19 protein-coding genes are annotated in these 24,496 nt (G+C 61.7%); 10 read left to right on the top strand and 9 right to left on the bottom strand.

The window, feature by feature from the left end:
- Positions 1–101 precede the first annotated feature (101 nt).
- On the top strand, positions 102–2,297 hold the full coding sequence (locus OXH74_RS22090) for a FimV/HubP family polar landmark protein (protein ID WP_375738871.1): 2,196 nt from the start codon (positions 102–104) through the stop codon (positions 2,295–2,297).
- Between the two features lie 365 nt (positions 2,298–2,662).
- Here the strand turns inward: OXH74_RS22090 and OXH74_RS22085 are convergent, their stop codons facing one another.
- Genes OXH74_RS22085 through OXH74_RS22065 form a run of 5 tightly spaced genes read right to left on the bottom strand, consistent with a single transcriptional unit; the run spans position 2,663 to position 6,050 of the window.
- On the bottom strand, positions 2,663–3,184 hold the full coding sequence (locus OXH74_RS22085; RefSeq protein ID WP_375738870.1) for a cytochrome C: 522 nt from the start codon (positions 3,182–3,184) through the stop codon (positions 2,663–2,665).
- 17 nt (positions 3,185–3,201) lie between these two features.
- A complete protein-coding gene (locus OXH74_RS22080) occupies positions 3,202–3,723 on the bottom strand; it encodes a methylamine dehydrogenase light chain (RefSeq protein WP_215380163.1) in 522 nt (173 codons plus the stop codon).
- Between the two features lie 14 nt (positions 3,724–3,737).
- Positions 3,738–4,346, bottom strand: a complete 609-nt coding sequence (gene mauD, locus OXH74_RS22075; protein ID WP_215380166.1) for a methylamine dehydrogenase accessory protein MauD — start codon at positions 4,344–4,346, stop codon at positions 3,738–3,740.
- A gap of 3 nt (positions 4,347–4,349) precedes the next feature.
- Positions 4,350–4,889: a MauE/DoxX family redox-associated membrane protein gene (locus OXH74_RS22070; RefSeq protein ID WP_375738869.1), complete on the bottom strand. Its 540-nt coding sequence runs from the start codon at positions 4,887–4,889 to the stop codon at positions 4,350–4,352.
- 12 nt (positions 4,890–4,901) lie between these two features.
- Positions 4,902–6,050 (bottom strand): amine dehydrogenase large subunit, encoded by a 1,149-nt coding sequence (locus OXH74_RS22065; RefSeq protein WP_375738868.1) that lies wholly within the window; start codon positions 6,048–6,050, stop codon positions 4,902–4,904.
- A gap of 273 nt (positions 6,051–6,323) precedes the next feature.
- Here OXH74_RS22065 and OXH74_RS22060 point away from each other — a divergent pair, with 273 nt between their 5' ends.
- From OXH74_RS22060 to OXH74_RS22050, 3 genes are read left to right on the top strand one after another with little or no spacing between them, the layout of a single operon-like run.
- Positions 6,324–7,394, top strand: a complete 1,071-nt coding sequence (locus tag OXH74_RS22060; protein ID WP_215380172.1) for an HlyD family secretion protein — start codon at positions 6,324–6,326, stop codon at positions 7,392–7,394.
- On the top strand, positions 7,391–10,126 hold the full coding sequence (gene rbbA, locus OXH74_RS22055; RefSeq protein ID WP_375738867.1) for a ribosome-associated ATPase/putative transporter RbbA: 2,736 nt from the start codon (positions 7,391–7,393) through the stop codon (positions 10,124–10,126). The genes OXH74_RS22060 and rbbA overlap by 4 nt, the downstream gene beginning before the upstream one ends.
- 3 nt (positions 10,127–10,129) lie before the next feature.
- Entirely contained in the window at positions 10,130–11,254 is a 1,125-nt protein-coding gene (locus tag OXH74_RS22050) for an ABC transporter permease (RefSeq protein ID WP_375738866.1), read from the top strand.
- Positions 11,255–11,427: 173 nt separating this feature from the next.
- Here the strand turns inward: OXH74_RS22050 and OXH74_RS22045 are convergent, their stop codons facing one another.
- From OXH74_RS22045 to OXH74_RS22030, 4 genes are all read right to left on the bottom strand, one after another.
- Entirely contained in the window at positions 11,428–12,534 is a 1,107-nt protein-coding gene (locus tag OXH74_RS22045; RefSeq protein WP_375738865.1) for a polyamine ABC transporter substrate-binding protein, read from the bottom strand.
- A gap of 441 nt (positions 12,535–12,975) precedes the next feature.
- Positions 12,976–13,596, bottom strand: coding sequence for a LysE family translocator (locus OXH74_RS22040; RefSeq protein ID WP_375738864.1), 621 nt, complete (start codon positions 13,594–13,596; stop codon positions 12,976–12,978).
- 116 nt (positions 13,597–13,712) lie between these two features.
- Positions 13,713–14,198 carry a BCAM0308 family protein gene (locus tag OXH74_RS22035; RefSeq protein WP_375738863.1) on the bottom strand — a complete coding sequence of 162 codons (486 nt, stop codon included), beginning with the start codon at positions 14,196–14,198 and terminating at the stop codon, positions 13,713–13,715.
- Between the two features lie 415 nt (positions 14,199–14,613).
- Positions 14,614–16,107, bottom strand: a complete 1,494-nt coding sequence (locus tag OXH74_RS22030; protein ID WP_375738862.1) for an aldehyde dehydrogenase family protein — start codon at positions 16,105–16,107, stop codon at positions 14,614–14,616.
- A 457-nt stretch (positions 16,108–16,564) separates the two neighbouring features.
- Between OXH74_RS22030 and peaA the strand changes: the two genes are divergently transcribed.
- The 6 genes from peaA (at position 16,565) to OXH74_RS22000 (ending at position 24,322) form a co-directional block, all read left to right on the top strand.
- Positions 16,565–18,082 (top strand): quinohemoprotein amine dehydrogenase subunit alpha, encoded by a 1,518-nt coding sequence (peaA, locus tag OXH74_RS22025; RefSeq protein ID WP_375738861.1) that lies wholly within the window; start codon positions 16,565–16,567, stop codon positions 18,080–18,082.
- A 73-nt stretch (positions 18,083–18,155) separates the two neighbouring features.
- The gene (gene peaB / locus OXH74_RS22020) at positions 18,156–19,586 is read left to right on the top strand and encodes a quinohemoprotein amine dehydrogenase maturation protein (RefSeq protein WP_375738860.1); all 1,431 of its coding nucleotides are present in this window, start codon (positions 18,156–18,158) and stop codon (positions 19,584–19,586) included.
- 1 nt (position 19,587) lies between these two features.
- A complete protein-coding gene (gene qhpC / locus OXH74_RS22015; protein WP_215380192.1) occupies positions 19,588–19,911 on the top strand; it encodes a quinohemoprotein amine dehydrogenase subunit gamma in 324 nt (107 codons plus the stop codon).
- Positions 19,912–19,940: 29 nt separating this feature from the next.
- A complete protein-coding gene (gene peaD, locus OXH74_RS22010) occupies positions 19,941–21,065 on the top strand; it encodes a quinohemoprotein amine dehydrogenase subunit beta (RefSeq protein WP_251702220.1) in 1,125 nt (374 codons plus the stop codon).
- 348 nt (positions 21,066–21,413) lie between these two features.
- Positions 21,414–23,111: an AMP-binding protein gene (locus OXH74_RS22005; RefSeq protein WP_375738859.1), complete on the top strand. Its 1,698-nt coding sequence runs from the start codon at positions 21,414–21,416 to the stop codon at positions 23,109–23,111.
- Between the two features lie 182 nt (positions 23,112–23,293).
- Positions 23,294–24,322, top strand: coding sequence for an AraC family transcriptional regulator (locus OXH74_RS22000; RefSeq protein ID WP_375738858.1), 1,029 nt, complete (start codon positions 23,294–23,296; stop codon positions 24,320–24,322).
- The last annotated feature ends 174 nt before the right edge of the window (positions 24,323–24,496 follow it).

Raw genomic sequence — 24,496 nt, 5'->3', positions numbered from 1 at the left:
CTGCCATTATTTAGGCGTCGAGTAAGGAAAGCCCTTAATAAACAGCTGGGAAGTGGGATGAATAAGGAGCATTCGCCCGCTATCATTGTTGTTTCAGGGTCATGAACTCCATATCACTCGAGGATGCCCGGGCAGGGGCTGGAGTGACTAGAGAAACGGAGTTGCATGGCCGGGGAGGATGCATGGCTAGGGTTCATAAGCTCCTGTTGACGCTCGCTTCAGGTTCCGCGCTCTATTCCGGCCTGGTTCCGGCGCTTGGTTTAGGCGAGATCTCCCTCCATTCGGCCCTGAATCAGCCTCTCGATGCAGAAATCGAGTTGCTTGAGGTCGGCGACCTGAACGATAGCGAGGTCAGGATCAGCCTGGCGTCCGCCGATGCCTTCGAACGCGCTGGTGTCGATCGTTTCCTGTTCCTGAACGACCTGCGCTTCAGTCCGATCATTCGTGGTTCCGGCAGCCATATCCGTGTGGTTTCGAGCAAGCCGGTCCGTGAGCCCTATCTGAATTTCATCATCGAGGTGGTTCGTCCAAACGGCCGCCTGCTTCGTGAGTACACTTTGTTGTTGGACCCGCCTGCGTCATCTGCCTATGCCGCACAGGCGTCTACACAACACACCCGCTACACGCAGGTTGAGCCGACTGGCTCGAAGAGCCCGGCTCCTCAATCCAAGGCGGCTCCTCCTGCCAATCAGGGCACTCGCTATGAGGTTGCGCGCGGGGACAGTCTATGGACCATCGCTCGCAGTGTGAGCGTCGGAAGCTCCTTGCCCCTGCATCAGATGATGGATGGGATCGTTGCCTTGAACCCGCAGGCGTTCGCTGGAGGCGATATCAATCGTCTGAAAGTAGGGCAGTCGTTGCTGTTGCCCGACGCCGCAGTTACAAACCAGCCAGCGGTTGTTGTGCAGGCTGAGCCTTCGCAGTCCGTTCCGAGCACCAAACCGTCAGCGGAACAAGTTTCGCCTCCGGTTGCGATCCTCGAAACCCAGCAGCGGATGGATTCTGCCCTCGCCCAGGGCGAGGTCGAACGGCAGCAGTTACGCCAGGACATTGCCGAACTGCACGCAAGGTTGGAAACCCTGCAGGAGCGACTTCGCAGTAGTGATCAGCAGATTGTCGAGTTGCAGACCCAGGTGCAGCGAGCCGAACAGGTCGCTGCAGCACCGGTCGACGAACCATCGAGTCCTGTTCAGAACCCGATTGCGGTGATTGCTCCCCCTGCGCAAGCTGCTACAACAGCGCACCTTTCCGAGCAGCCGGCTTCCCATATCAGCCCATTCTGGTGGGTAACCATGGTCGCGGGCCTGATGACGCTGTTTGTGCTGGACTGGGTCCTGTTGCGCCGCTCTCGTCGCGCAGGCGCTCAACTGGGTATCGAGCCCAGCGAGGCGAAGGACATTGTGCGACCGCGTCTGCATGAAGTGCCAACTGTCGAACCTACGCAGCCCAAGCCGGTACCTGCGGTTGCCAAGGCACCCGTATCCCTGCGTATCGTTCCGGCTCCCGCTTCCTTGGGTGGCGACGATGCGCTGGAAGGGGCCAACATCTACTTTGCCTTTGGACGCTTCAAGGAAGCACTGGAGGTACTACGTCCGGCCATTGCCCGCGACCCTCAGCGTCTCGAGTTGCGTTATCGATTGCTTGACGTGCTGGCTGAGCTGCGTGACCCGGTTGCATTCGCATCCGAGGAAGCCGCATTGCGTGAACTTTCATGTGATGAGAATCGGGTTGCCAATATTCGTGGGCGCCTGGTGGAACTTGGCGCGGCGGAACAAGGCAATGTCGTCGAGGAACCCCAATTTGTCCTGGACGCCGAGGCACCTGCGTCGGCAGAGCTCAGCAACGAGGCCATGGGCGACCCGCTATCCGATTTCGATGGATATCCGTTGGATGCTGACTGGGATTCCGTCAGCCCGTTCAAGACTGCCGAGCCCAAGCGCAAGGCAGTCGCGCAGTCTGCACCGCTGGGGCCCATCTCCGGAAATCTCCAAGAGCTGCCAGAAGTCTACGAGTTGACCTTGGCAAAGGACACCTTGAGCCCGTTCGGCGAGCTGGATGAGCTGTCGGAGCCCGATGGGTTGGACGAGTTGACTGATCCGTTCAGGAGTCCGTTGCCAGACCTGGATCTGGACCAGCTCGATGCTCGGCAGGAAAACATCATCAAGCTGAACCTCGCGCTGGCCTATATCGAACAAGGGAATATCGAGGCGGCTTGCAACATCCTCAACGAAGTTATCAGCGATGGCGACGATCAGCAGAAGCAGGAGGCTCGTGATCTACTCGCTCGGATTGCCTGACGCAATTAGCTGGAACAGAAAACCCGGACTCTCGTCCGGGTTTTTATTTTTCAGCCAAGGTTCAGCGATGGCGCATATGGATGTTGCGACCCAGCAAGATGCCAAAGTAGTCCGGGCTTCGTTCCGCGAGACGCCGTTCCGCCCTCCAAGGTATTCCTCCGGGATAGGTGGGATCTGAGCCCGGGAAGCTGTGCTTCGCCCTGTTGGACTTCGCGTTGATTGGCACCAATCTACTGGGCACCCCTGCCGTGCCCGTAAAAGCACCTATCACTCGGTGACTGGTGCACAGCCCACCACGCAACGCAGATAGAAGCAAAAAAAAGCCCGCCGGTGGGCGGGCACGAAGCCGTCAGGCTAAAAAGTAACTATTCGCTCAGGCCGTCCTCAATGGCGATACCTTGTTCACGCATCCTGGCGATCAGCTCCGCCCGTGTCTGTGGCAGGTTGAGCATCGCCTCGTGCCGCACCGCAGCCACTTCGGCTTCGGTGTATGGCTGGTATTGTTCCGGCATGCTCTTGCCGGCCATTCCGTCCTTGCGCATCAGCCAGTTGAGCAGATCGGCCAGTTGGGCATCGTTCAGTGCTGACTGGGACATGCCCGGCACCCGTACGAGGAATTCCCGACCGCCTTCTACCTTGAGGAAGTTGCCAACGAAGTCCTTCATGCGAGGCGTGTCGTTGGCCCTAGAACCCTGGCCGTCACTCAAGTGGCAACCGGCACATTGCAATTGGTAGTTCACCGGCGTGCTGTAGCCAGCCGCAGCGATGGGCTTTTGCAGCGCTTCGTTGCCCGGGGCATGCTTCTGCGCCGGATCAGGGATGGCGCGGGCCTGCGCCAATGGGGCTGCCATGGCGCACATCAGTCCGGCAATCAACAGGTATCGCATGGCAGCGCTCCCTCGCCTCAGACCGCGACGCCGCGGATCACCGAGACGGTGCAGTGATAGATATGTGACTTGGCCGCCAGGCACCAGTTCACGTCGTTGTTGTTGAACGGACGGTACGCCGGCTCCTCGCTGTCGTTGCGGGTGCAGGCGCACTGGGCGCAGCTGTGCTTACCGCAGCAGTCGTTGTAGGCAATGATGTAGTCCTTGCCGTCGGCGGGGTTGCGGCAGGTGCCGATCCAGGTCACCTGGGACACCTCGGTGCCGGGCGGGCAGGAGGTCACGGTGCCGCCGCAGCAGCTGCACAGAAAACCATCGATGGAGCAGTAGCGCCAATAGTCGCAGCTGTTCGGGTCACCCGGGTCGCCGGCTTTGGGCGCCTCGGCGGCCAGTGCCTTGCCCGTGCGGTCGATCGGCAGCAGCACCGGCAGCGCGGCGCCGGCCACCATCAGCGAGCCCAGGCGGGCCAGCAGCTTGCGTCGCGAAGTGGTATCGGCGACGTGGCGCGTGGAGCGCTCGAACAGGAGGTCTAGCAGTTTCATGGGGGTCTCCCTTCTTATTGGTGGGCGCTGTGCGAGTGCGCGTGGTTGTGCAGGTACTGTTGCAGGGTGGCGCTGCCCAGGTGCTCAGTCTCGAACAGGCTGTCGAGGTGCTCGCGCGAGTTGACCAGACCCTTGGCGCGAAGCACGCCGCCTTTGTCGATCAGTGCGGCGTAGGGCAGCTTGCCGATCTGGTAGGTCATGCCCACTTCCGGCCCGACTACATAGGTGACGTCTTCCAGCTTGTGCTCGCGGATCAGCGCCTGCTGGGCATCCATATCGCCATCGCTGACGTAGACCACGTCGAGGCGGTCGGCCTGCTCCTTGGCGATGGCTTTGATGGCTGGCAATAGGGATTTGCAGATGGGGCAGGTGGGCGAGAGGAAGAACAGCAGCTGGCCCTTCTCGCCGGCATAGCCGAAGTTCACTGGGCGGCCGTTACGGTCGGCAGCGGTTACCCTGGGTGCGGCTTCGTTGACCGAGACGCCCTTGTCCATCATCAGTGCACCCGCTGGGGCAAGGCGCGCATGGAGTACGCCGATCTGGCGAACCAGGCCCATCACGGCGAAGGCCAGGGCAATCAAGAGGCACCACAGCAGAATGTTGGAGACGATCAAGCCTTCCATATTTCACCTTCCAATAAGTTTGAGCAGACGGGGACCGTTGGCCAGCAGGCCATCGGCGGCGGCATAGATGAGCAGGGCCACGGCGCTGGCGGCGATTACCACGAAGCCGTCGAAGCCGCCCAGGTCGCGGGCTTGCGCCGACAGGCCGGCGACCAGCGCCAGGGCCACCAGCAAGGCATTGCGCGCCAGCAGTACCGGGCGCAGCGGTTGGGCCTGGTCCGGTCCGGCGCAGCCGCAGCCGATATCGCGGCGGCCACGCCAGAGGTTCACCGAAATGGCCAGGGCGTAGCCGGTCAGCAGTGCTGCGGCGGCCATGGCGGCAATTGCTCGGCTGGCGGGTACCAGCAGGGCGAAGGCGATGGCTGCTTCCAGAAGGGGCAGCAGTCGGGCCACTGGCCGTACCAGACCCTGTCGCAGGAGCTGGTAGTCCTCCACCTGGTTGGCGAAGCGTCCAGGGGCGCGCAATTTGTGCGTCGCGGCGCTGGCCAGGATCACCGCAACAGCGAGCGCGCTGGCGATGGTGTAGATCGGATCAGGTTGCATGGCTGCACCTCGTCAGTGGCTGAGGACCTGGATCGGCGTCTTGGCAATGCGTTCCATGGTGCCGGTGTGCTTGCCGCTCTTGAGGTCGAACACTTCCAGGCCGCCGCTGATGTTGGTGCCCAGCAGCAGCGGCTGGTCATCGGTGGTGGCGTGCAGGCTCCAGATCGGGTTCGGTGCTTCGAGTGTGCCGATCCGCTTGTGGGTCTTCAGGTCGTAGACCCACACGTAGGGGCTTGGGTCTTCCCACTTCATCGGTTCGTGGGCGTCGTGCATCAGCACATAGAGTCGGTTCAGCTTCGGTGCGACTGTAATCAGCTGCCAGCCGCCCGGTGCCCATCCAGCTTTCTTCTCGGTGTCTTCGACCAGCTCCCAGGCCGGCAGGATCTTCGGCTCCTTGCCGGAGAAATCGACCCCGCGGACGGTGCCGGTGGTGGTGACGAAGTAGTAGGTGTCGCCCACGGCGTAAGCGCGCTCCACCAGCTTCTCGGCGTTCGGGTCGAAGAAGGCGGTATGGCTGCGAGCGATTTCCTTGCCGTCGTCGTTCAGGGTCACCAACTGGAGCTTGCCGTCGCCGCACAGTGATGCGAAAGCGCGCTTGCCGACCGGGTAGTTCAGCACACAGCCGGGAATTGCGATTTCACCGGCCACGGCCTTGGCCTTGGTGTCGACCACGGTCACCGAGGTGGATGGGGTGAAGTTGTAGACATAGACGAAGCGGTCGTCGCTGCTGGTTCCCAGGGAGTAGCGCTGGGTGAGCATTTCAGCGCGCTTGGTGGGGATCAGCACTTCCCAGGAAGGCGACAGTGTCGAGGTGTCCCAGGCGGTCAGCACGTCAGTGCGCGTGCCGCGGGTGCCGCGGGAGTAGAACAGGTCGGCGGTGTACAGCAACTTGCCGTCGCGGCTCAGGGTCGAGGGCGCGGCAAAGCCGGTGCTGACCATGCCGAGCATTCGCTTCTTCACCGGATCGACTACGGTGACTCGGCCGGCTACGAAGTTTTCGAACTCCACATCGACGATGTAGGCGCGGTGGGGTTCCGGCGGGAAGGGCAAGGTGGCCTGGCCGATGGTATCGGCTGGCAAGTCGGCGCTGGCGTTGCCGAGGCCAATGAGCGAAATGCCCAGTGCCAGCGTTGATTGGGCGAGGATCCTGGTTATTCGCATGGGGGCGGCTCCCTAATTATTGGTCTGGCGGATCGCGGATGCGGGCAGATGTTTGCAGTCCAAGTCTGCCTTTAGTGAGCAGTTGGGGAATTGCTGTCCCTGCCAACCCCTTGTGTGCCAGTGCCACCTGTTTTGGATTGGTGCCAGGGGTTTGATGTGCAGGTTTCAGAATAGTCACGTTGCCAGTCATGGACCGGCTGACATGCATCAAGGCATATTTACGTCGGATCGACGATGATCCCGGCATCGGTGCGGAGCTTGCGGAGGGTTTTGATGAAACCGCTTTCCAAACAGAAATTTCCGTTGGGTCTGGCCGTGGTATTGGTGCTCGGCGGTCTCGGCGCATGGCTGTTACTGCGTCCCACGGGGCTGGGCGATGGCTTTGCCGTTGGTAACGGCCGTATCGAAGCCACCGAAGTGGACGTGGCGGCCAAACTGCCTGGGCGCGTTGCAGAGATCAGCGTGGATGAAGGCGATTTCGTCAGTCAGGGCCAGGTCCTTGCCCGCATGGACACGCGGGTACTGGAAGCCCAGCTGGCCCAGGCCACGGCCGAGGTGCGTCGCGCCCAGAATGCCAAGGCCACCGCCGAAGCCTTGGTGGCCCAGCGACAAAGCGAGAAGATTACGGCCAAGGCCGTTGTAAACCAGCGTGAGGCCGAGCAGGTAGCTGCACAGAAGCGCTTCAGCCGGACTCATACCCTGGTGGCGCGCAAGGCCATGGCGCAGCAGCAACTCGATGACGATCGCGCCGTACTCCTGAGTGCAGAGGCGGCCCTGGCGGCCTCCAGGGCACAGGTGTTGTCGGCCGAGGCGGGGGTGCATGCCGCGCAGTCGCAAGTCATCGAGGCACAGTCGGCCATCGAGGCTGCCACTGCCAGTACCGCTCGGTTTGCTGCCGACATCGAAGACAGCCTGTTACGTGCACCGCGCGCTGGGCGTGTTCAGTACCGCATCGCCCAGCCGGGGGAAGTGCTGGGCGCCGGCGGGCGGGTCCTCAACATGGTCGACCTGGTGGACGTCTACATGACATTCTTCCTGCCTGCCGCCCAGGCCGGCAGGGTGGCGCTGGGCCAGGAGGTTCGAGTGGTGCTGGACGCCGCGCCCGAGTACGTGGTGCCGGCCAAGGTGTCCTATGTGGCCAGCGTCGCGCAGTTCACGCCCAAGACGGTGGAAACTTCGAGCGAACGCGAGAAGCTGATGTTTCGGGTCAAGGCACGTATCGAGCCGGAGCTGCTGCGCAAGCATATGCGCGTGGTCAAGACTGGTGTGCCGGGCATGGCCTACCTGCGACTGGACCCGGAGGCCGAGTGGCCTGAGCGCCTGAGCATCAAGGTCCCGCAATGAGCAGTGTGCAGGAACCTGTGGCTCGCCTGCGCGGGGTGTCGCTGCGCTACGGCAGGACTCATGCATTGGACGGAATCGACCTGGATATTCCGACAGGATGCATGGTTGGCCTGATCGGTCCGGATGGTGTCGGCAAGTCCAGCCTGCTGGCGCTCATTTCGGGAGCGCGGAAGCTGCAGGACGGTGATCTGCAGGTGCTCGACGGCGACCTGCGCTCGGCGGCACACCGTCGCGCCATTTGCCATCGTGTCGCCTATATGCCGCAAGGGCTGGGCAAGAACCTCTATCCGACGCTTACGGTATTCGAAAACGTTGATTTCTTCGGCCGCCTATTCGGGCATGACCATGCTGAACGCGAACGGCGTATCGACGACCTGTTGCAGAGTACCGGGCTGGCCCCTTTCAAGGAGCGGCCGGCGGGCAAATTGTCCGGCGGGATGAAGCAGAAGCTCGGCCTGTGCTGCTCGCTGATCCACGACCCGGACCTGTTGATCCTCGACGAACCCACCACAGGGGTCGATCCCCTCTCGCGTAACCAGTTCTGGCAGTTGATCCAGCGCATCCGTGCGAGCCATCCCGGGATGAGCGTGTTGGTGGCCACGGCCTATATGGAAGAGGCGGAGCGCTTCGATTGGCTGGTGGCCATGGACGACGGTCGTGTGCTTGCTACCGGAAGCCCGGCCCTGATTCGCCAACACGCTGCGAGCGAAAGCCTGGAGGCTGCCTTTGTCGCCTTGTTGCCGGAACAGAAGCGTCGTGGCTATCGCCCGTTGGTGATTCCGACGCGCCAGGCCGGCGCCGACGTCAAGGTGGCGATCGAGGCCGAGGGGCTGACCTGTCGTTTTGGCGACTTTGTCGCCGTGGATTCCGTCAGCTTCCGCATCGAGCAGGGGGAGATCTTCGGCTTTCTCGGCTCCAATGGCTGTGGCAAGTCCACCACCATGAAGATGCTCACCGGGCTGCTGCCCGCCAGCGAGGGGAGTTGCGCCCTGTTCGGCCGGCCAGTGGACGGGGACGACATGGCTACGCGCCGTCGCGTGGGTTACATGTCGCAGGCGTTCTCCTTGTATTCCGAACTGTCAGTGCGGCAAAACCTGGAACTGCATGCGCGGTTATTCCGCTTGCCGGTAGCGAGCATCGCCCCTCGGGTGGCTGAGATGCTTACGCGCTTCCAGCTCGAAGGCGTGCAAGACGAGTTGCCCGGCGCCCTGCCGCTGGGCATCCGCCAGCGCCTCTCCCTGGCAGTGGCGGTGATCCACAAACCTGAAATCCTGATCCTCGACGAACCCACTTCGGGCGTCGACCCGGTCGCCCGCGATGGCTTCTGGGAGCTGATGGTGGAACTGTCGCGCCGCGACGGCGTGACCATCTTCATATCCACCCATTTCATGAATGAGGCCGAGCGTTGTGATCGCATTTCGCTGATGCATGCTGGCCGGGTGCTCGACAGCGACACGCCGCGAGCCCTTATGGAAAAGCGTGGGCAAGACAGCCTTGAAGCGACTTTCATCCAATACCTGGAGGAGGCCGCGGGGCAGGGCAGCGCGCCGGGCCCTGGCGCCATGCCAGCTATCGCTGAGGCCAAGCCAAGCCGCCAGGATGATGTTCGTTTCAGCCCTCAGCGCCTGTTCAGCTATGCGCGGCGTGAGGCCATGGAGCTGCGCCGCGACCCGATCCGTCTGACTCTGGCGCTGCTGGGTACGGTCTTGCTGATGTTCATCATCGGCTACGGCATCAGCCTGGATGTCGAGGACCTTCCCTACGCAGTGCTCGATCGCGATCAGACTACTACCAGCCAGGCCTATGCCTTGAACATCGCAGGCTCGCGCTACTTCATCGAGAAGTCGCCTATCCGCGATTACCAGGACCTCGACATGCGCATGCGCAGTGGCGAACTGAGCCTGGCCATCGAGATTCCGCCAGGGTTCGGTCGTGACCTCAAGCGAGGTGCCAGCCCGCAGATAGGCGTGTGGATCGACGGCGCCATGCCCACCCGCGCCAGCACCGTGCAGGGCTATGTGCAGGGCATGCATGCGGACTACCTGCGTGAGCTGGTGCGAAATAGCAGTGGCGCGGTTTTGCCTGCCAGCGCTGGCATCGAGTTGCGCTATCGCTACAACCCGGATGTCGAAAGCATCCAGGCGATGGTGCCGGCGGTGATCCCGCTCCTCCTGATCATGATCCCGGCGATGCTCACAGCCCTGGGCGTGGTGCGCGAGAAGGAACTGGGCTCCATCACCAACCTCTACGTCACGCCGGTGTCGAAGCTGGAGTTCCTGCTCGGCAAGCAATTGCCTTACATCGCCTTGGGCATGTTCAATTTCCTGCTGATGGGGTTGCTGGCAGTAATGGTGTTCGGCGTACCACTAAAGGGCAGTCTGCCGACACTGTTGGCCGGTGCCCTGCTGTACGTTTGCGTCTCAACCGGTATCGGCCTGCTGATGTCGACCTTCATACGCAGCCAGATTGCCGCCGTATTTGGGGTGGCCATTGCGACCATGGTGCCGGCCATCCAGTTTTCCGGCCTGGTGCATCCGGTCTCCTCGCTTGAGGGCGGTGCGGCGCTGATGGGCAAGATCTACCCGACTGCGTATTTCCTGGTGATCAGTCGAGGCGTGTTCTCCAAGGCCCTCGGCTTTGCCGACCTGGCACCGTATTTCGTGCCGCTGCTGGTGGCCGTCCCGTTGCTGACCCTGCTCAGTGTCTGGGCCCTGAAGAAGCAGGAGGACTGAGGCATGCGCGCACTGGCCAACATCTTCCACCTGGGCTTCAAGGAATTCCGCAGCCTGCAGCGCGATTACGCCATGCTGTTGCTGATCGCCTGGGCCTTCAGTCTGGGCGTGTACAGCTCAGCGACCGGCCTGCCGGAGACCTTGCATAACGCACCGATCGCCATAGTCGACGAAGACCGTTCGCAGTTGTCCTCTCAACTCATCGATGCGTTCCAGCCACCGTATTTCCGGCCACCGGTAATGATCGATCAGGCTGGTATGGACCGAGGTATGGACACCGGGCTATTCACCTTCACCCTCGACATCCCGCCAGGTTTCCAGCGGGATCTATTGGCTGGGCGCAGCCCTTCGCTGCAGCTGAACGTCGATGCCACCCAGGTGGGGCAGGCCTTCAGCGGGGCCGGGTATATCCAGAGCATCGTCGACACTGAAGTGCAGCAGTTCCTCCAGCATTACCGGGACGACAGGCCCTTGCCGGCGATATTGGTGCCACGGATGTTGTTCAACCCGAATCTGACGCAGGCGTGGTTTGGCAGCGTGATGGAGGTGATCAACCAGATCACCATGCTGTCGATCATCCTGACTGGTGCCGCACTGATCCGCGAGCGCGAGCACGGGACCGTCGAGCATCTGCTGGTAATGCCCCTGTCGGCGTTCGAGATCATGCTGGCCAAGGTCTGGTCCATGGGGCTGGTCGTGCTGGTGGCGGCGGCGCTGTCGCTGGAGCTGGTGGTGCAGGGTTGGCTGGCCGTGCCCATCAGCGGATCGGTGGCGCTGTTCCTGCTGGCGGCTGCGCTGCACCTGTTCGCCACCACGTCCATGGGCATTTTCCTCGGCACCGTGGCGCGCTCCATGCCGCAACTCGGCCTGCTCACCATCCTGGTGCTGATGCCGTTGCAGATCCTATCGGGGGGAACGACGCCCCGCGAGAGCATGCCGGAGCTAGTGCAGTTCATCATGCTGGCGGCGCCGACGACTCATTTCGTCGCGCTGGCCCAGGCCATCCTCTACCGGGGCGCGGGGCTGGACATCGTCTGGCCGCAGCTGCTGGCGATCATCGGCATCGGCAGCGCTTTCTTCATTGCCGCGCTGACGCGATTCCGCAAGACCATTTCGCAGTTGGCCTGATCGGGCCGGCTTTCCGTGGGGGCCGGCTTCAGTCGCCGAGCAGGCCGAGGGCCTGCTCATCGGCGTTGAAGGGGCAACTGCGCCGCCCCTGGCGAATGAATTCGCCCCTACAAAAAACTGTTTCGCATTGCGTAGTCCGGATTTCAGCCGGACTACGGCACAGATGCCGTGCCTCAGGTACCTGACTTGAGCCTGGTCCAGGCACGGGTGCGGGCGCGTTCGGCGTTACGCTCCAGCGGCGACAGGGTGTACAGCGTGGCCTGGGCTTCAGCGGTGGGGTAGAGGTTGGGGTTGTTGCGGATCGCCGGGCTGACCAGTTCTGTGGCGTCCTTGTTTGGGTTGGGATAGCCGACGAAATCGCTGATCGGCGCAATTACTTTGGGTTGCAGCAGGTAGTTGATGAAAGCGTGGGCGTCCTCAGGGTTTTTCGCGCCCTTGGGAATGGCGAGCATGTCGAACCAGACCGGCGCGCCCTCCTTGGGCAGGCGCATGTCGACCACGATCCCGTTGCCGGCTTCCTTCGCACGGTTGGCCGCCTGCGAGAAGCTGCCGGAATAGCCCACAGCCACGCAGATGTCGCCGTTGGCGATATCGGCCATGTACTTGGAGGAGTGGAAGTAGGCGATGTGTGGACGAATCTTCTGCAGCAACTCACCGGCTTTGTCGTAGTCCTTGGGCTGGTTGCTGTTGGGCGACAGGCCCAGGTAGTGCAGGGCGATTGGCATGATCTCCGAAGGCGAGTCGAGCAGGGCTACGCCGCACTGCTTGAGCTTGGCGATGTTCTCTTCCTTGAAGATCAGGTCCCAGCTGTCCACGGGAGCATTCTCGCCGAGCGCGGCTTTCACTTTCTCCGGGTTGAAGCCGATCAGCACGGTGCCGTACATGTAGGGCACGGCAAAACGGTTGCCGGGGTCATTGGCTTCGATGAGCTTCATCAGCTGCGGGTCCAGGTGCTGCCAGTTCGGCAGCTTGCTGCGATCGAGCGGCTGGAACACGTCGGCCTGGATCTGCTTGGCCAGGAACACGTTGGACGGTACCACCACGTCATAGCCGGAGTTGCCGGTCAGCAGCTTGGCCTCCAGTGCTTCATTGGTATCGAAGATGTCGTAGATCAGCTTGGCGCCGTTCTCCTGCTTGAAGGTTTCCAGTGTCTGCGGGGTGATGTAGTCGAACCAGTTGTAGACGCGCAGGGTGCGTTCTTCGGCCTGCGTGCTGGCGGCCAGAAGGCCGAGACTGCAGAGGGTGGCGCCTAGCAGGCGTGGAAGTCTGTGCTTGATCAATTTGGGCAGCCTTTGGTGAGGGGTTGAGGCACATAAGCCGATAACTATCTGCTTATTGTGCGGGTTGACAAGCAATGCTCGCGCCATGTTGCTCTATAGGCAGATAAATCTCGGTTAAATGGTGGATCGTAATATGATTGCGGGGCGTTTCAGTGGGTAGGATTACCGGTCGTAACGATCAAGTGGCACCGGTCTACTCAACGGGCCGCACCAGGAACGAGCATGGTGCTGGATCAATGGTTCGCCCAGGATTGGGCTTTCGCCAGGTTAGACAAGGTCCAGCACCCGCTCGGCAGAGGCGAGGGTTTCTTCATTCATCCGCGGTCGTTGTTCAGTCATGGCAGCTCCCCGGTCTGGCTGCAATCAATGCAATGAAAGTCAGGTGCGGCGATGGTGGTATGTGAGGCAAAGGAATCTATCGTGGGAATGGCTTGACCGCAGTCAGGCAATCACCGTATGCAGCACCTGCCAGACCGCAAAGGCCAGCAGGCAGCCGCCGGCTATGCGGTCGATCCAGCGCATCGCCCGGGCATCGAGGCGGTGGCGAATCGTGGCGATACCGAGTGCCAGCATCAACCACCAGGCAGCCGAACCACAGAAGACGCCCACGACCATCAGCGTGGCGGATGCCGCCGACAGGGGGGAGCCTCCGGCCAAGGTGGCGAAGATGGCGATGAACGACAGAATAGTCAGCGGGTTGCTCAAGGTGAGGACGAACACCGAAGCAAAGGCAGGCAGCGCTCGTGCCGGGTCAACGGTGTTAGCGGCGCGTTCTGGCGGCGTGGCGCCCAGCATCTTCACGCCCATCCAGGCGATAAAGAGGGCGCCGGCCAATGCGAGGGGAGTTGCCAGCTCAACGAAGTGCCGAGTGATCGCGCCAATACCAAAAGCACCCAGGGCGCCATAGCAGGCATCTGCTGCCGCTGCTCCGAGTCCGCTGATGAAGCCGATATGCATCCCGTGCGCCAGGCTGCGCTGGATGCACAGCAGGCCGATGGGGCCGACGGGTGCGGCGATGGATAGGCCGATCAACGCGGACTTGAGGAATAGCAGGACATCCATTGAAGGGCTCCGACAGCGATATGCGGATCAACGATGTTGCCAGCGTTACGCATAATCCCTGCGAGCCCTGAATGACCACCGCCGGCCTCATCCGTGTGAGCCGCAGGTCCAACCGATCAATCTCGTTCCCATGATATGTTGACGCTGTTTTCATCCTCGCTGTATCGATACTGTGAGCATCCCTTGAAGGCACCATTCAGCGCATGGCCGATGCGGTTAGCAAGGTGCATGCCGGTAGTTGTTACCTCGATCTCATTGTCCTTGTCGGTCACCTTGAGCAAGCGTTCCAGAGCGTGCTGGGCCTTTTCCGCCGCCTCGATGTTATGGATCAGGTGAAGAATTTCCTCCTTGTGCCCGCTCAGGAACTTCCCGCTCAGCTTCAACGTTCCGGCTGGTTGATCGTCGGCGATGCGCCGGCAGGCAGGGCAGATCACACTGTGTGCGTCGGCAGGAGCAGCACTTTTCCATGACCAGTGGCCTCTGTGGTAGGTGACGCCGCACTGCGGGCAGAGCGCGGTTCCACTGCCCGGCAGGGCAAGGTAGGGATCGCCATGTTGTGGACTGAACAGCTGGTTTTTCTCACTGTGTTGATGCTTGTCCATGATCCTCTCCTGGAAGTGAAGGTTCGCATGCTCATCCTCGAACGTCTTTTGTGTCTGCTGCGCATGAATCCAGCACACGAAAGACTTCAACTACGTACTGGATTCTTCAGATACTTTTTTTATTTGCTCCGATTCGTGCCTTGACACATTGATTTGAATCAATCGGGAATGGAGGGATTCAAGCGATCCGCTGAACGAGCCAAGTAAAAAGCCGAGGGAGTCAAATCGACGTGGTCGTCGCAGTTCATCGGGGGGGCGGTGAAGGCGTTGCGGGAGTTTTTTCCGAACGGCGAAGGATGATTGAGCCAGTTCCTGCGTCGGGTATAGCGGTTAACGTAGAAGTCTCCGGCGCGAGTCACCCCTCTCCGCGCCAGGGGCGGCCGGCGTGGAGAAGGGCAGGGCGAGAGGGTTGCCGTCAGAGCTTGATCAGCACTGACTTCAACTCGGTGTAATGCTCGATAGCCGCCGCCCCCATCTCACGACCAACCCCCGAGAGTTTGTAACCGCCGAAGGGTAGGGCGGGGTCGAGGGCGCTGTGGCAGTTGACCCAGACCGAACCGGACTTGATGCGCGGAATCATCTTGTGCACGGCCGACAAGTCGTTGGACCAGATACTGGCACCCAAGCCATAAGGGTTGTCGTTGGCAAGACGCACAGCTTCGTCGATATCGTCGAAGGGCATGGCAACCAGGACTGGGCCAAAGATTTCTTCCTGCACAAGGCGGTGCTTCTGGTCGACGTCGACGATGACCGTGGGCTTGACGAAATAGCCGGGGCCAAAGCCTTCGCCGCCGCAGGCGATAGTAGCGCCGAGTTCACGACCGAGATTGATGTAGCCGGTGACGCGGTCCTGCTGCTTGGCGGAGATCAGCGGGCCCATCTGCACGCTTGGGTCCAGGCCGTTGCCCAGCTTCATGCCATTGGCGATACCAGCGATGTCCGCGATCACATTGTCGAAGTGCTTGCGGTGCACGTAGAGGCGCGAGCCGGCGCAGCATACTTGGCCCTGGTTGAAGAAGATGGCGGTGGCGGCGCCGGCTGCAGCCTGCTGCAGGTCAGCGTCGGCCATGACGATAGTGGGTGACTTGCCGCCCAGCTCCAGGGTCACGCGCGTCATGTTCTCCATGGCCGCCTTTCCGATCTGTTTGCCCACTTCGGTGGAGCCGGTGAAGGTCAGCTTGTCCACGCCCGGGTGCTGGGTCAGGGCCACGCCTGCGTTCAGGCCAGTGCCGGTAATGACGTTGAACACGCCCGCCGGATAGCCGGCTTCCAGAACCAGATCAGCCAGTTTGAGGGCGGTCAGCGGAGTCTCGTCCGCTGGCTTGAGCACCACGGTACAGCCAGTGGCGAGTGCCGGGCCGAGCTTCCAGCAGGCCAGCAGAAGGGGGAAGTTCCAGGCGACGATGGCGCCGACCACGCCCACGGCTTCACGACGGATGAAACCGTGGAACTGATCGTCCGGCATCAGCGGCATTGAGACGTCGACCGTTGCGCCTTCGATCTTGGTGGCCCAACCGGCCATGTAGCGCAGGAAGTCGATGGCCAGTTGCACATCCATCACACGCGCCACAGCGGCGCTCTTGCCGTTGTTCAGGCATTCCAGTTCGGCCAGTTCCTGGGCATCACGCTCCATCAGGTCGGCCAGGCGCCACAGCAGGTTCTGGCGTTCGCGCGGACGCATACGGCTCCAAGGGGAGTCATCGAAGGCCAGGCGGGCAGACTGCACGGCGCGATCGACATCCTCCTTGGCCGCCGACGGAACGTCGCCCAGCACTTCGCCAGTAGCCGGATTGCGGAAGCTCATGGTGTTGCCGCTGGCGGCATCCAGCCACTGCTCGCCGATCAGCATTCTATGTTTTCGGGCGAGGAAGGCCTGGGTTTGCGGGAGGATAGGCAGGTCAGCAAGCATGGGGTTCGAGCCTCTGTTTATTGAAGTTGCCCAGGGCTTTCGCAACGCCCATGCCAAGCTGGATTTAATCGATTAACGTGCTGATAAATAAAGGTTTATTTGTTGTAGGTGGGTTGGTGTGGATGATCCGGCTGTTGCAGTTTGAGACACGGTGAGACAGCACTGGAGCACTGCTACGGGCAGGCTGTACGGTGCCGCATGGGCTACTGTCTCAGGGTGGAACACCCTGTCGCGAAATTAGACGCCGGGGCCCTTTGCCAGCATTCCCCAGAGCCCCGCAATTTTTACCTAATTATCTGTTATTGAAGGGATTTTCAGGTCATGGCACACATTGTGTATTTGCCGTGACAGATGCACCTTTTGCTCACCGGGGTGCGCACCATAAGAACAACACCGTGGAGGTCTGACCTTGAACACGACTCGACTCCGGCATCGCGCAGGTACCTTGGCACTAGCCATGGCTTCCCTGCTGTTTGCCCAGGCACATGCAGCAGAGGAGGGCGAAGCCATCCTCAAATCCAAGTGCGTGGGATGTCACATCCCCGAGGGCAACGAATCCCTGAGCCGCATCAGCCACCAGCGCAAGACTCCCGAGGGCTGGTTGATGAGTATCGCGCGCATGCAGGTGATGCATGGCCTGCAGATCAGCGACGATGACCGCCGCACCCTGGTCAAGTATCTGGCTGACAAGCAAGGTTTGGCACCGAGCGAAACCGAAGGCGTGCGCTACGCCATGGAGCGTCGCCTGAACACCGTCGAGAAATTCGACGATCACCTGAGCCAGATGTGCGGCCGTTGCCACTCCGGCGCCCGCGTTGCCCTGCAGCGTCGCCCGGCGAAGGAATGGGAGCACCTGGTCAACTTCCACCTTGGCCAGTGGCCGTCCCTCGAATACCAGGCGCAGTCGCGCGATCGCGACTGGCTGGAAATCGCCCTCAAGGAAACCGTACCGGACCTGGCCAAGCGTTTCCCGATGGAGAGCAAGGCCTGGGCCGACTGGCAGAAGTCTCGTCCCACGGCCGCTGAGCTGCCGGGCCAGTGGAGCTTCAGTGGTCACATGCTGGCCAAGGGTGATGTGCGGGGTGTGATGACGGTTAAGGCCGATAAGGGCGACACCTTCAGCGTCATCGTCAAGGGTCAGTACGCTGATGGCACACCGTTCGAGGGCAGCGGTTCGGCAATTCTTTACAACGGCTTCGAATGGCGCGGCAACGTGAAGATCGGCGACACGAACCTGCGCCAGGTCTTCAGTGCCCTGAATGGCGAGATGCGCGGCCGAATGTTCGAGGCCGAGCACGACGAGCGCGGCCTGGACTTCGTTGCCGCGAAGGAAGACAACGCCAAGCTGCTGGCCGTCCAGCCGGCTTATATCAAGGCCGGCAGCGAAGCTGAACTGACCCTGGTAGGCAGCGGCCTTGCCGGCAAGCCGGATTTCGGGCCAGGGGTCGAGGTGGTCAAGGTGCTGGAGCAGACACCGGAGCGTGTGCGCGTCCGGGTCAAGGCCGCCGCCAATGCCGCCGCTGGTACCCGCGCCGTGGCGCTGGGGCAGCTCAAAGGCGTTGATCTTGCTGTCTACGACAGCATCTCCGAGGTCAAGGTGGTGCCCGAGTTCTCCATCGCCCGCATAGGCGAGAACGGCGGCTCGACGCCCAAGGTGCAAGGCCGTTTCGAGGCCGAGGCCTGGGGCAAGGATGCTGCCGGCAAGGCCTACCGGATCGGCTACCTGCCGGCGAAGTGGTCGGTCGAGCCCTTCGACGAGCGCGCCAAGGAAGACGAGGACGTGAAGTTCGCCGGCAAGATGCAGGCTGATGGCGTGTTCGTGCCGGGCGGCGCGGGCCCCAACCCGGAACGCAAGATGATGACCAATAACGCGGGCAACCTGAAGGTGATCGCGCAGCTGGAAGAGGGTGGTCAGAAAGGCGAAGGTCACCTGATCGTCACCGTACAGCGCTGGAACAACCCGCCGCTGCCGTAAACGGCCAAGGCACGGGCGGGCATACCCCGCCCGGATTCGCAACGACGATTGGGTAAAATTCCGGGAGGTCGCCATGGGCGCAATCTTGAATCTGGTCGAACGCAACCTGCACGAAGTGCGGGTCGATGCCGACCGCATGCTTTTCCACATTCCGAGCAGCTCGCTGTTCGCCACCGACGAAATCACCGGCGGCATCATCGATGCGCTGCGCCAGCAGGGCTGCTCGTCCGAAGATCTGGTGCAACGCCTGGCTGGGCGGTTCGCCGGGCGGGAAGTGAATGAAACCCTGCGCGAGCTGATCGCGCTGGAAGTGGTCAGCGATGGCTCGCCGCTGACGCCGGAAATCGGCATCAGCAAGGTTGACCGCACGGCGCTCAACACCGTGGTGCTAAACGTCAACACCGGCTGCAACCTGAGCTGCACATACTGCTACAAGGAAGACCTGGACAAGCCTTCCGCCGGCAAGAAGATGGGCGCGGAAACCGCCGAAGCCTCGGTGGAGATGCTGCTCAAGGAGTCGCCTCACGAAGAACGCTACAGCGTGGTTTTCTTCGGTGGCGAGCCGCTGTCCAATCGCCCGCTGATCGAGCACATGGTCGATTATTGCGAGCGGCGTTTCGCGGAAGCGGGCAAACAGGTGGAGTTCATCATGACCACCAACGCCACGCTGCTCACCGAAGAGATCATCGACTACCTCAACGCTCACCGCTTCGGACTCTCGGTGAGCATCGACGGGCCGAAAACGGTACATGATCGCAACCGCATCACCGTGGGCGGGCAAGGCACCTATGACGTGGTGCGGCGCAAGGCCGAGATGCTGCTGTCACGCTACAACAGTCGCCCTGTGGGGGCGCGGGTCACCCTGACCACCGGCGTCACCGACGTGGAAACCATCTGGGATCACCTGTTCAACGAACTGGGTTTTGCCGAAGTCGGTTTCGCCCCGGTGACCTCCGGCGACATCAGCAGCTTCAACCTGTCCAGCGAGGAGCTGATCGAAGTCTTTGCCAACATGAAGAAGCTCGGCCGGCGTTACCTGGAAGCGGCTCTGGAGCACCGCAACATCGGCTTCTCCAACCTGCACCAGCTGATCACCGACATCCACGAAGGCCACAAGAAGGCCCTACCGTGCGGCGCCGGGCTGAAGATGCTGGCGGTGGACCACAAGGGCGAGCTGAACCTCTGCCACCGCTTCACCGGCTCCAGCCTGCCGACCTTCGGCAACGTGCACAGCGGCGTGAAGCAAGCGGAGCTGAACGACTTCCTCTCCCAGCGCCTGGATCGCTCGGGTACCGGCTGCGACACCTGCCGTATCCGCAACCTGTGCTCTGGTGGCTGCTACCACGAGAGCTACGCCCGCTACGGCGACCCGACTCACCCGACTTATCACTACTGCGAACTGATGCGTGACTGGGTGGACTTCGGCATCGAGGTCTACAGCCGGATCATGGCCGTCAACCCGGCCTTCATCAGCCGCTACATCACTCCGCGGAAGGCGCACTGACATGAAACATCTGAAGCCGCTCAACAACAAAGCGCAAATGCTCGATAAAGCCGCAGCCGAAGATCGCATCGAAGAAGTCATAGCCATGAGTGCCGTGGCGGGCTGCACTGCCACCACCGACCCAGGCTGGGAGGTCGACGCATTTGGCGGCGTCGCCTCGCTGTGCCAGCCGATGGAGGCCGACCTGTACGGTTGCTCCGACCCGTGCTGGTGGCCGGCCCAGGTGCCCGACATGATGAGCACCTACCAAGACTGGAACGCCCAGGCGACGAACTCGCAAGAGGATTGGCGCAACCTCGGCACCGTATTCCCGAAAGACAAATGACCGGCGACAAGAACAAGAGGGAAACCGCTATGAAACTCAAAACCATCGCGAGCCTGGCGACCGCCTTCGCCGGCCTCGTACTGGGGGCTCAAACCTGGGCCTCCACCGATTCCGGCCCGGCCCTCAAGGCCGGTCACGAATACATGATCGCCACCAATTACCCGAACAACCTGCATGTGGTCGACCTGGCCAACGATAGCGTCTACAAGACCTGCCGCCTGCCGGACGCCTTCGGCCCCGGCACCGCCATGATGGCGCCGGACCGCAAGACGGCGTTTCTCCTGAATAACCACTTCGGCGACCTGTACGGTGTCGATCTGGACAACTGCAAGACAGTGTTCCACGCCAAGCTGTCGCAGAACCCGGGGGAGAAGGTGCGCTCCATGTTCTCCTTCGCCCTGAGTCCGGACGGCAAGGAGCTCTACACCACCGTCAATCCGACGCAGTTGATGAGCGACCACTATGTGGTCAAGCAGCCGCGCCTGGAGGTCTACAAGACCGACGGCGGCCTGGATGCCAAGCCGGTACGCAGTTTCCCGATGCCGCGGCAGATCTACCTCATGCGCGCCGCAGATGATGGCACCCTCTACGTCGCAGGGCCCGACATCTACAAAATGGATGTGAAGACCGGTAAGTATGAAGTAGCGGTGCCTGGCCGCAACTGGCAGCGCCCGAACTACAGCGCCCCGGACGTGCTGTACTTCTGGCCGCACCAGACCACTTACCACGAGTTCTCCATGCTCTACACCACGGCCAAGTTCAAGGACGACAAGCAGGACCTGGCCACCGCCGACTTCATCTATGGCTACGTCAGCATCGACCTGAAGACTGGCAAGACCACCGTCCAGGACTTCGCGCCCCTGACCGAGTTGTACTTCACTGGCCTGCGCTCGCCGAAGGACCCGAACCAGATGTTCGGTGTGCTTAACCGTCTGGCCAAGTACGACATCAAGGAGCAAAAGCTGCTGAAAGCCGCCAACCTGGACCATTCGTACTACTGCATCGCCTTCAACACCCAAGGTAGCAAGCTCTACCTGGCGGGCACCTTCAACGACATCGCGGTGTTCGATCCGGACAGCCTGGAGAAGGTGAAGAACATCAAACTGCCGGGTGGTGATATGTCGATCACCACGACGCAGGTGTTCATTCGCTAGGGAAGGGGCCTTGTGGGCCCTCTTGTGGGGGCGGCTTCAGTCGCTGAGGGCAGCGCAGCTGCCCCCATCGGGTCTGATGGCAGGACGGCGACCTGCTCAGCGAATGAATGCGCCCACAGGTAAAGGGGCTCAGGGAATTCGGCGGGCCCCTGCCTGAGGAACTGACCATCGGCCGCCCGACGCCTGAACCCGCATCCGACCAATGGGTCACTAGACAGGAAAACAGGCTTTATTTACCTTTACGTTTACGTAAAGGTAAATAAAACCGAATACGTACCTGGGCTCCTGCAAAAGGCGGGAGCCAGCTGTTCTGAGTCGATCCCAGTACAACGACAAGAAGGGAAAGCCATGAATCACCAGAGCTACACCCGGGGGCGGCAGGACAAAGCCCTGCTCGCCATGACCATAGGCGCGGCGTTCGACGCCACGGTAGCCAAGTTCCCCGAGCGCGAAGCGCTGGTGGTGCGCCACCAGGGTCAGCGCTTGACCTGGTCCGAACTGGCCGAGGCGGTTGAGCGCCACGCCCGCGCGCTGCTGGCCCTGGGCCTGAAAAGCGGCGATCGTCTGGGTATCTGGGCACCGAATTGCGCCGAGTGGTGCATCACCCAGTTCGCCAGTGCCAAGATCGGTGCCATCCTCGTCAACATCAACCCGGCTTATCGCAGCAACGAACTGGAGTACGCGCTGAAGCAGTCCGGCTGCCGCTGGGTGATCTGCGCGGATGCCTTCAAGACTTCCGATTACCACGCCATGTTGCTGGGCCTGGTGCCTGAACTGGCCGAGGCGAAGCCGGGTGAACTGGCCTGCGAGCGCCTGCCGGAACTGCGCGGCGTAGTCAGCCTGAGCGCCACGCCGCCGAAAGGTTTTCTTGCCTGGCCCGAGATGCAGCAGCGGGCCGGGGAGGTGAGTAGGGATGCCTTGGTCGAACGCCAGGCCAGCCTGCAGTTTGACGACCCGATCAACATTCAGTACACCTCCGGCACCACGGGCTTCCCCAAGGGCGCCACCCTCAGCCACTACAACATCCTCAACAACGGCTACATGGTCGGTGAGAGCCTGGGCCTTACCGAGCAGGATCGCCTGGTGATCCCAGTGCCGCTCTACCACTGTTTCGGCATGGTGATGGGCAACCTGGGCTGCGTGACCCACGGCTCGACCATGATCTATCCGGGCGATGCCTTTGACTCGCTGACCACCCTGCGTGCGGTGGCGGAAGAAAAGGCCACTGCTCTGTACGGCGTTCCCACCATGTTCATCGCTGAGCTGGATCATCCGCAACGCGCCGAGTTCGACCTGTCGAGCCTGCGCACCGGAATCATGGCCGGAGCCACCTGCCCGATCGAGGTGATGCGCCGGGTGATCAGCGAGATGCACATGAGCGAGGTGCAGATCGCCTACGGCATGACCGAGACCAGTCCGGTGTCGTTGCAGACCGGCCCGGAAGACGAGCTGGAGTTGCGCGTGACCACCGTCGGCCGCACCCAGCCGCACCTGGAAAGCAAGATCGTCGACGCCGATGGAAAGATCGTGCCGCGCGGCCAGATCGGCGAACTCTGCACCCGTGGCTACAGTGTGATGCTGGGCTACTGGAACAACCCGCAGGCGACCATGGATTCCATTGATCCGGGCCGCTGGATGCATACCGGCGACCTCGCTTCGATGGACGAGAATGGCTACGTCTGCATCGTCGGTCGCAGCAAGGACATGATCATTCGCGGTGGAGAGAACGTGTATCCGCGTGAACTGGAGGAGTTCTTCTTCACTCATCCAGCGGTGGCCGATGTGCAGGTCATCGGCATTCCGGATAGCAAGTACGGTGAAGAAATAGTCGCATGGGTCAAGTTCCACCCCGGCCACAGCGCCTCAGAAGACGAGCTGCGTGCCTGGGCCAAGGAGCGCATCGCGCACTTCAAGGTGCCGCGCTATTTCCGCTTCGTGGAAGCGTTCCCGATGACGGTGACCGGCAAGATCCAGAAGTTCCGCATGCGCGAGATCAGCATCGAGGAACTGATGCCGCCGCAGGACAAGGTGATGGCCATTCGGTAGAGGCGACCGGGCAGGGGGCGCGCTCGCCCTTGTGGGGTGACTTCAGTCGCTGAGGGCAGCGGAGCTGCCCCATGGGAGTCGGAAGTGCAGGACTGCGTCCTGCATCGCGAATGAATTCGCCCCCACAGGCAAAGCATCTAGAATGTGCCCCCGATCGGAAACCTATATCCCCAAGGGAGACCATGACAGGCTCTTCTGCCGAGAAAGGCACCATCTCCGTGCACCTGGTCAACGAAGCCCTGCTGGTACTGCGCCTGCGGGGCTTGGACGCATCAGGGCTGCTCGACCAAGCCGGCATTGGCGCCGAGTTGTTGGGCAAACCCTATGCGCGAGTGTCTTCCCAGCTCTATGCGCAGCTTTGGCGGTTGATCGCCCACGCGATGGACGATGAGTTCTTCGGCATGAACGCGCGTCGGATGAAATCCGGCAGCTTTGCCTACATGACTCGCGTCGCTCTGAAAGAACCCACCGTTGGCGAGGCGTTGAAACGCATCCTGGAGTTCTTTGATCTGGTCTTCGACGACCTGCATCCGCACCTGGTGCATCGGGGCGGGCTGGCGGAAATTGCCCTGGACGAACCATCCGGCAATCAGGGCCGGGCCTTCGCCTACTTCACCTTCTGGCTGATGGTTCACGGTCTATTGTGTTGGCTGGCCGGCAGGCGGATTCCCATCCTGGGTGTTGACCTACGCTGCGAGGCGCCCGGTTACATCGAGGATTACCGGGTCATGTTCAGCACGAACCTGCGCTTTTCCCGCCTGCAGAGCCGGCTGCTGTTCAATGCCGACTGCCTGGAGATTCCGGTGCGACGCAGCGAGCGCGACCTCAAACGCTTCCTCGCCGGCGCCCCGGCCAATATCCTAGTGCGCTACCGCGACCCGCAAAGCCTGGCTGCGCGCATCAAGGCCTACCTGCGTAGCGTGAAGCCGGAACGCTGGCCCGATGTGGAGGCGCTGTCGAGCCATTTCTACATGGCGCCCTCTACGCTGCGGCGCAAGCTTTCGCTGGAAGGACAGTCCTACCAGGGACTCAAGGACCAGGTCCGGCGCGACTTGGCTATCGCTCGCCTTGACGCGGGCGAGGTCAACTTCAGCGACCTGGCCTTCGAACTGGGCTTTGCCGATACGAGTGCCTTCTACAAGGCGTTCAAGAAGTGGACGGGCTCCACGCCGGGCCAGTACCGCTCGTTGATTCATCCCGACTCGGCGTGATCACCAACCAGCGGTCATTCAGGAGCCATCCGGCGCCCGTTGGGCTTCGCGTTGCTCTGCCCAATACAACCTGCGCGGATAGCCCCCTCTCGCTCTGGGAGAGGGTTGGGGAGAGGGCGGTCCGCGAGAGCAACTTGTCAAAACCGCTCAGCCAGTTCGACGTCTTTCGACATT

The sequence above is a fragment of the Metapseudomonas boanensis genome (genome assembly GCF_042232855.1).
Classification (GTDB): Bacteria; Pseudomonadota; Gammaproteobacteria; order Pseudomonadales; family Pseudomonadaceae; genus Metapseudomonas; species Metapseudomonas boanensis.
Note: the sequence above shows the minus strand (reverse complement) of the source record. Positions and strands in the feature narration are given on the sequence as shown.

What these genes read in the sequence shown, in the direction of transcription:
- OXH74_RS22050 (WP_375738866.1), top strand. Translation starts at nt 10,130, where the DNA reads ATGCGCGCACTGGCCAACATCTTCCACCTGGGCTTCAAGGAATTCCGC.
- peaD (WP_251702220.1), top strand. Translation starts at nt 19,941, where the DNA reads ATGAAACTCAAAACCATCGCGAGCCTGGCGACCGCCTTCGCCGGCCTC.
- OXH74_RS22090 (WP_375738871.1), top strand. Translation starts at nt 102, where the DNA reads ATGAACTCCATATCACTCGAGGATGCCCGGGCAGGGGCTGGAGTGACT.
- OXH74_RS22040 (WP_375738864.1), bottom strand. Translation starts at nt 13,596, where the DNA reads ATGGATGTCCTGCTATTCCTCAAGTCCGCGTTGATCGGCCTATCCATC.
- rbbA (WP_375738867.1), top strand. Translation starts at nt 7,391, where the DNA reads ATGAGCAGTGTGCAGGAACCTGTGGCTCGCCTGCGCGGGGTGTCGCTG.
- OXH74_RS22085 (WP_375738870.1), bottom strand. Translation starts at nt 3,184, where the DNA reads ATGCGATACCTGTTGATTGCCGGACTGATGTGCGCCATGGCAGCCCCA.
- mauD (WP_215380166.1), bottom strand. Translation starts at nt 4,346, where the DNA reads ATGGAAGGCTTGATCGTCTCCAACATTCTGCTGTGGTGCCTCTTGATT.
- peaA (WP_375738861.1), top strand. Translation starts at nt 16,565, where the DNA reads ATGGCTTCCCTGCTGTTTGCCCAGGCACATGCAGCAGAGGAGGGCGAA.
- OXH74_RS22070 (WP_375738869.1), bottom strand. Translation starts at nt 4,889, where the DNA reads ATGCAACCTGATCCGATCTACACCATCGCCAGCGCGCTCGCTGTTGCG.
- OXH74_RS22080 (WP_215380163.1), bottom strand. Translation starts at nt 3,723, where the DNA reads ATGAAACTGCTAGACCTCCTGTTCGAGCGCTCCACGCGCCACGTCGCC.
- OXH74_RS22035 (WP_375738863.1), bottom strand. Translation starts at nt 14,198, where the DNA reads ATGGACAAGCATCAACACAGTGAGAAAAACCAGCTGTTCAGTCCACAA.
- qhpC (WP_215380192.1), top strand. Translation starts at nt 19,588, where the DNA reads ATGAAACATCTGAAGCCGCTCAACAACAAAGCGCAAATGCTCGATAAA.
- peaB (WP_375738860.1), top strand. Translation starts at nt 18,156, where the DNA reads ATGGGCGCAATCTTGAATCTGGTCGAACGCAACCTGCACGAAGTGCGG.
- OXH74_RS22060 (WP_215380172.1), top strand. Translation starts at nt 6,324, where the DNA reads ATGAAACCGCTTTCCAAACAGAAATTTCCGTTGGGTCTGGCCGTGGTA.
- OXH74_RS22065 (WP_375738868.1), bottom strand. Translation starts at nt 6,050, where the DNA reads ATGCGAATAACCAGGATCCTCGCCCAATCAACGCTGGCACTGGGCATT.
- OXH74_RS22005 (WP_375738859.1), top strand. Translation starts at nt 21,414, where the DNA reads ATGAATCACCAGAGCTACACCCGGGGGCGGCAGGACAAAGCCCTGCTC.
- OXH74_RS22030 (WP_375738862.1), bottom strand. Translation starts at nt 16,107, where the DNA reads ATGCTTGCTGACCTGCCTATCCTCCCGCAAACCCAGGCCTTCCTCGCC.
- OXH74_RS22000 (WP_375738858.1), top strand. Translation starts at nt 23,294, where the DNA reads ATGACAGGCTCTTCTGCCGAGAAAGGCACCATCTCCGTGCACCTGGTC.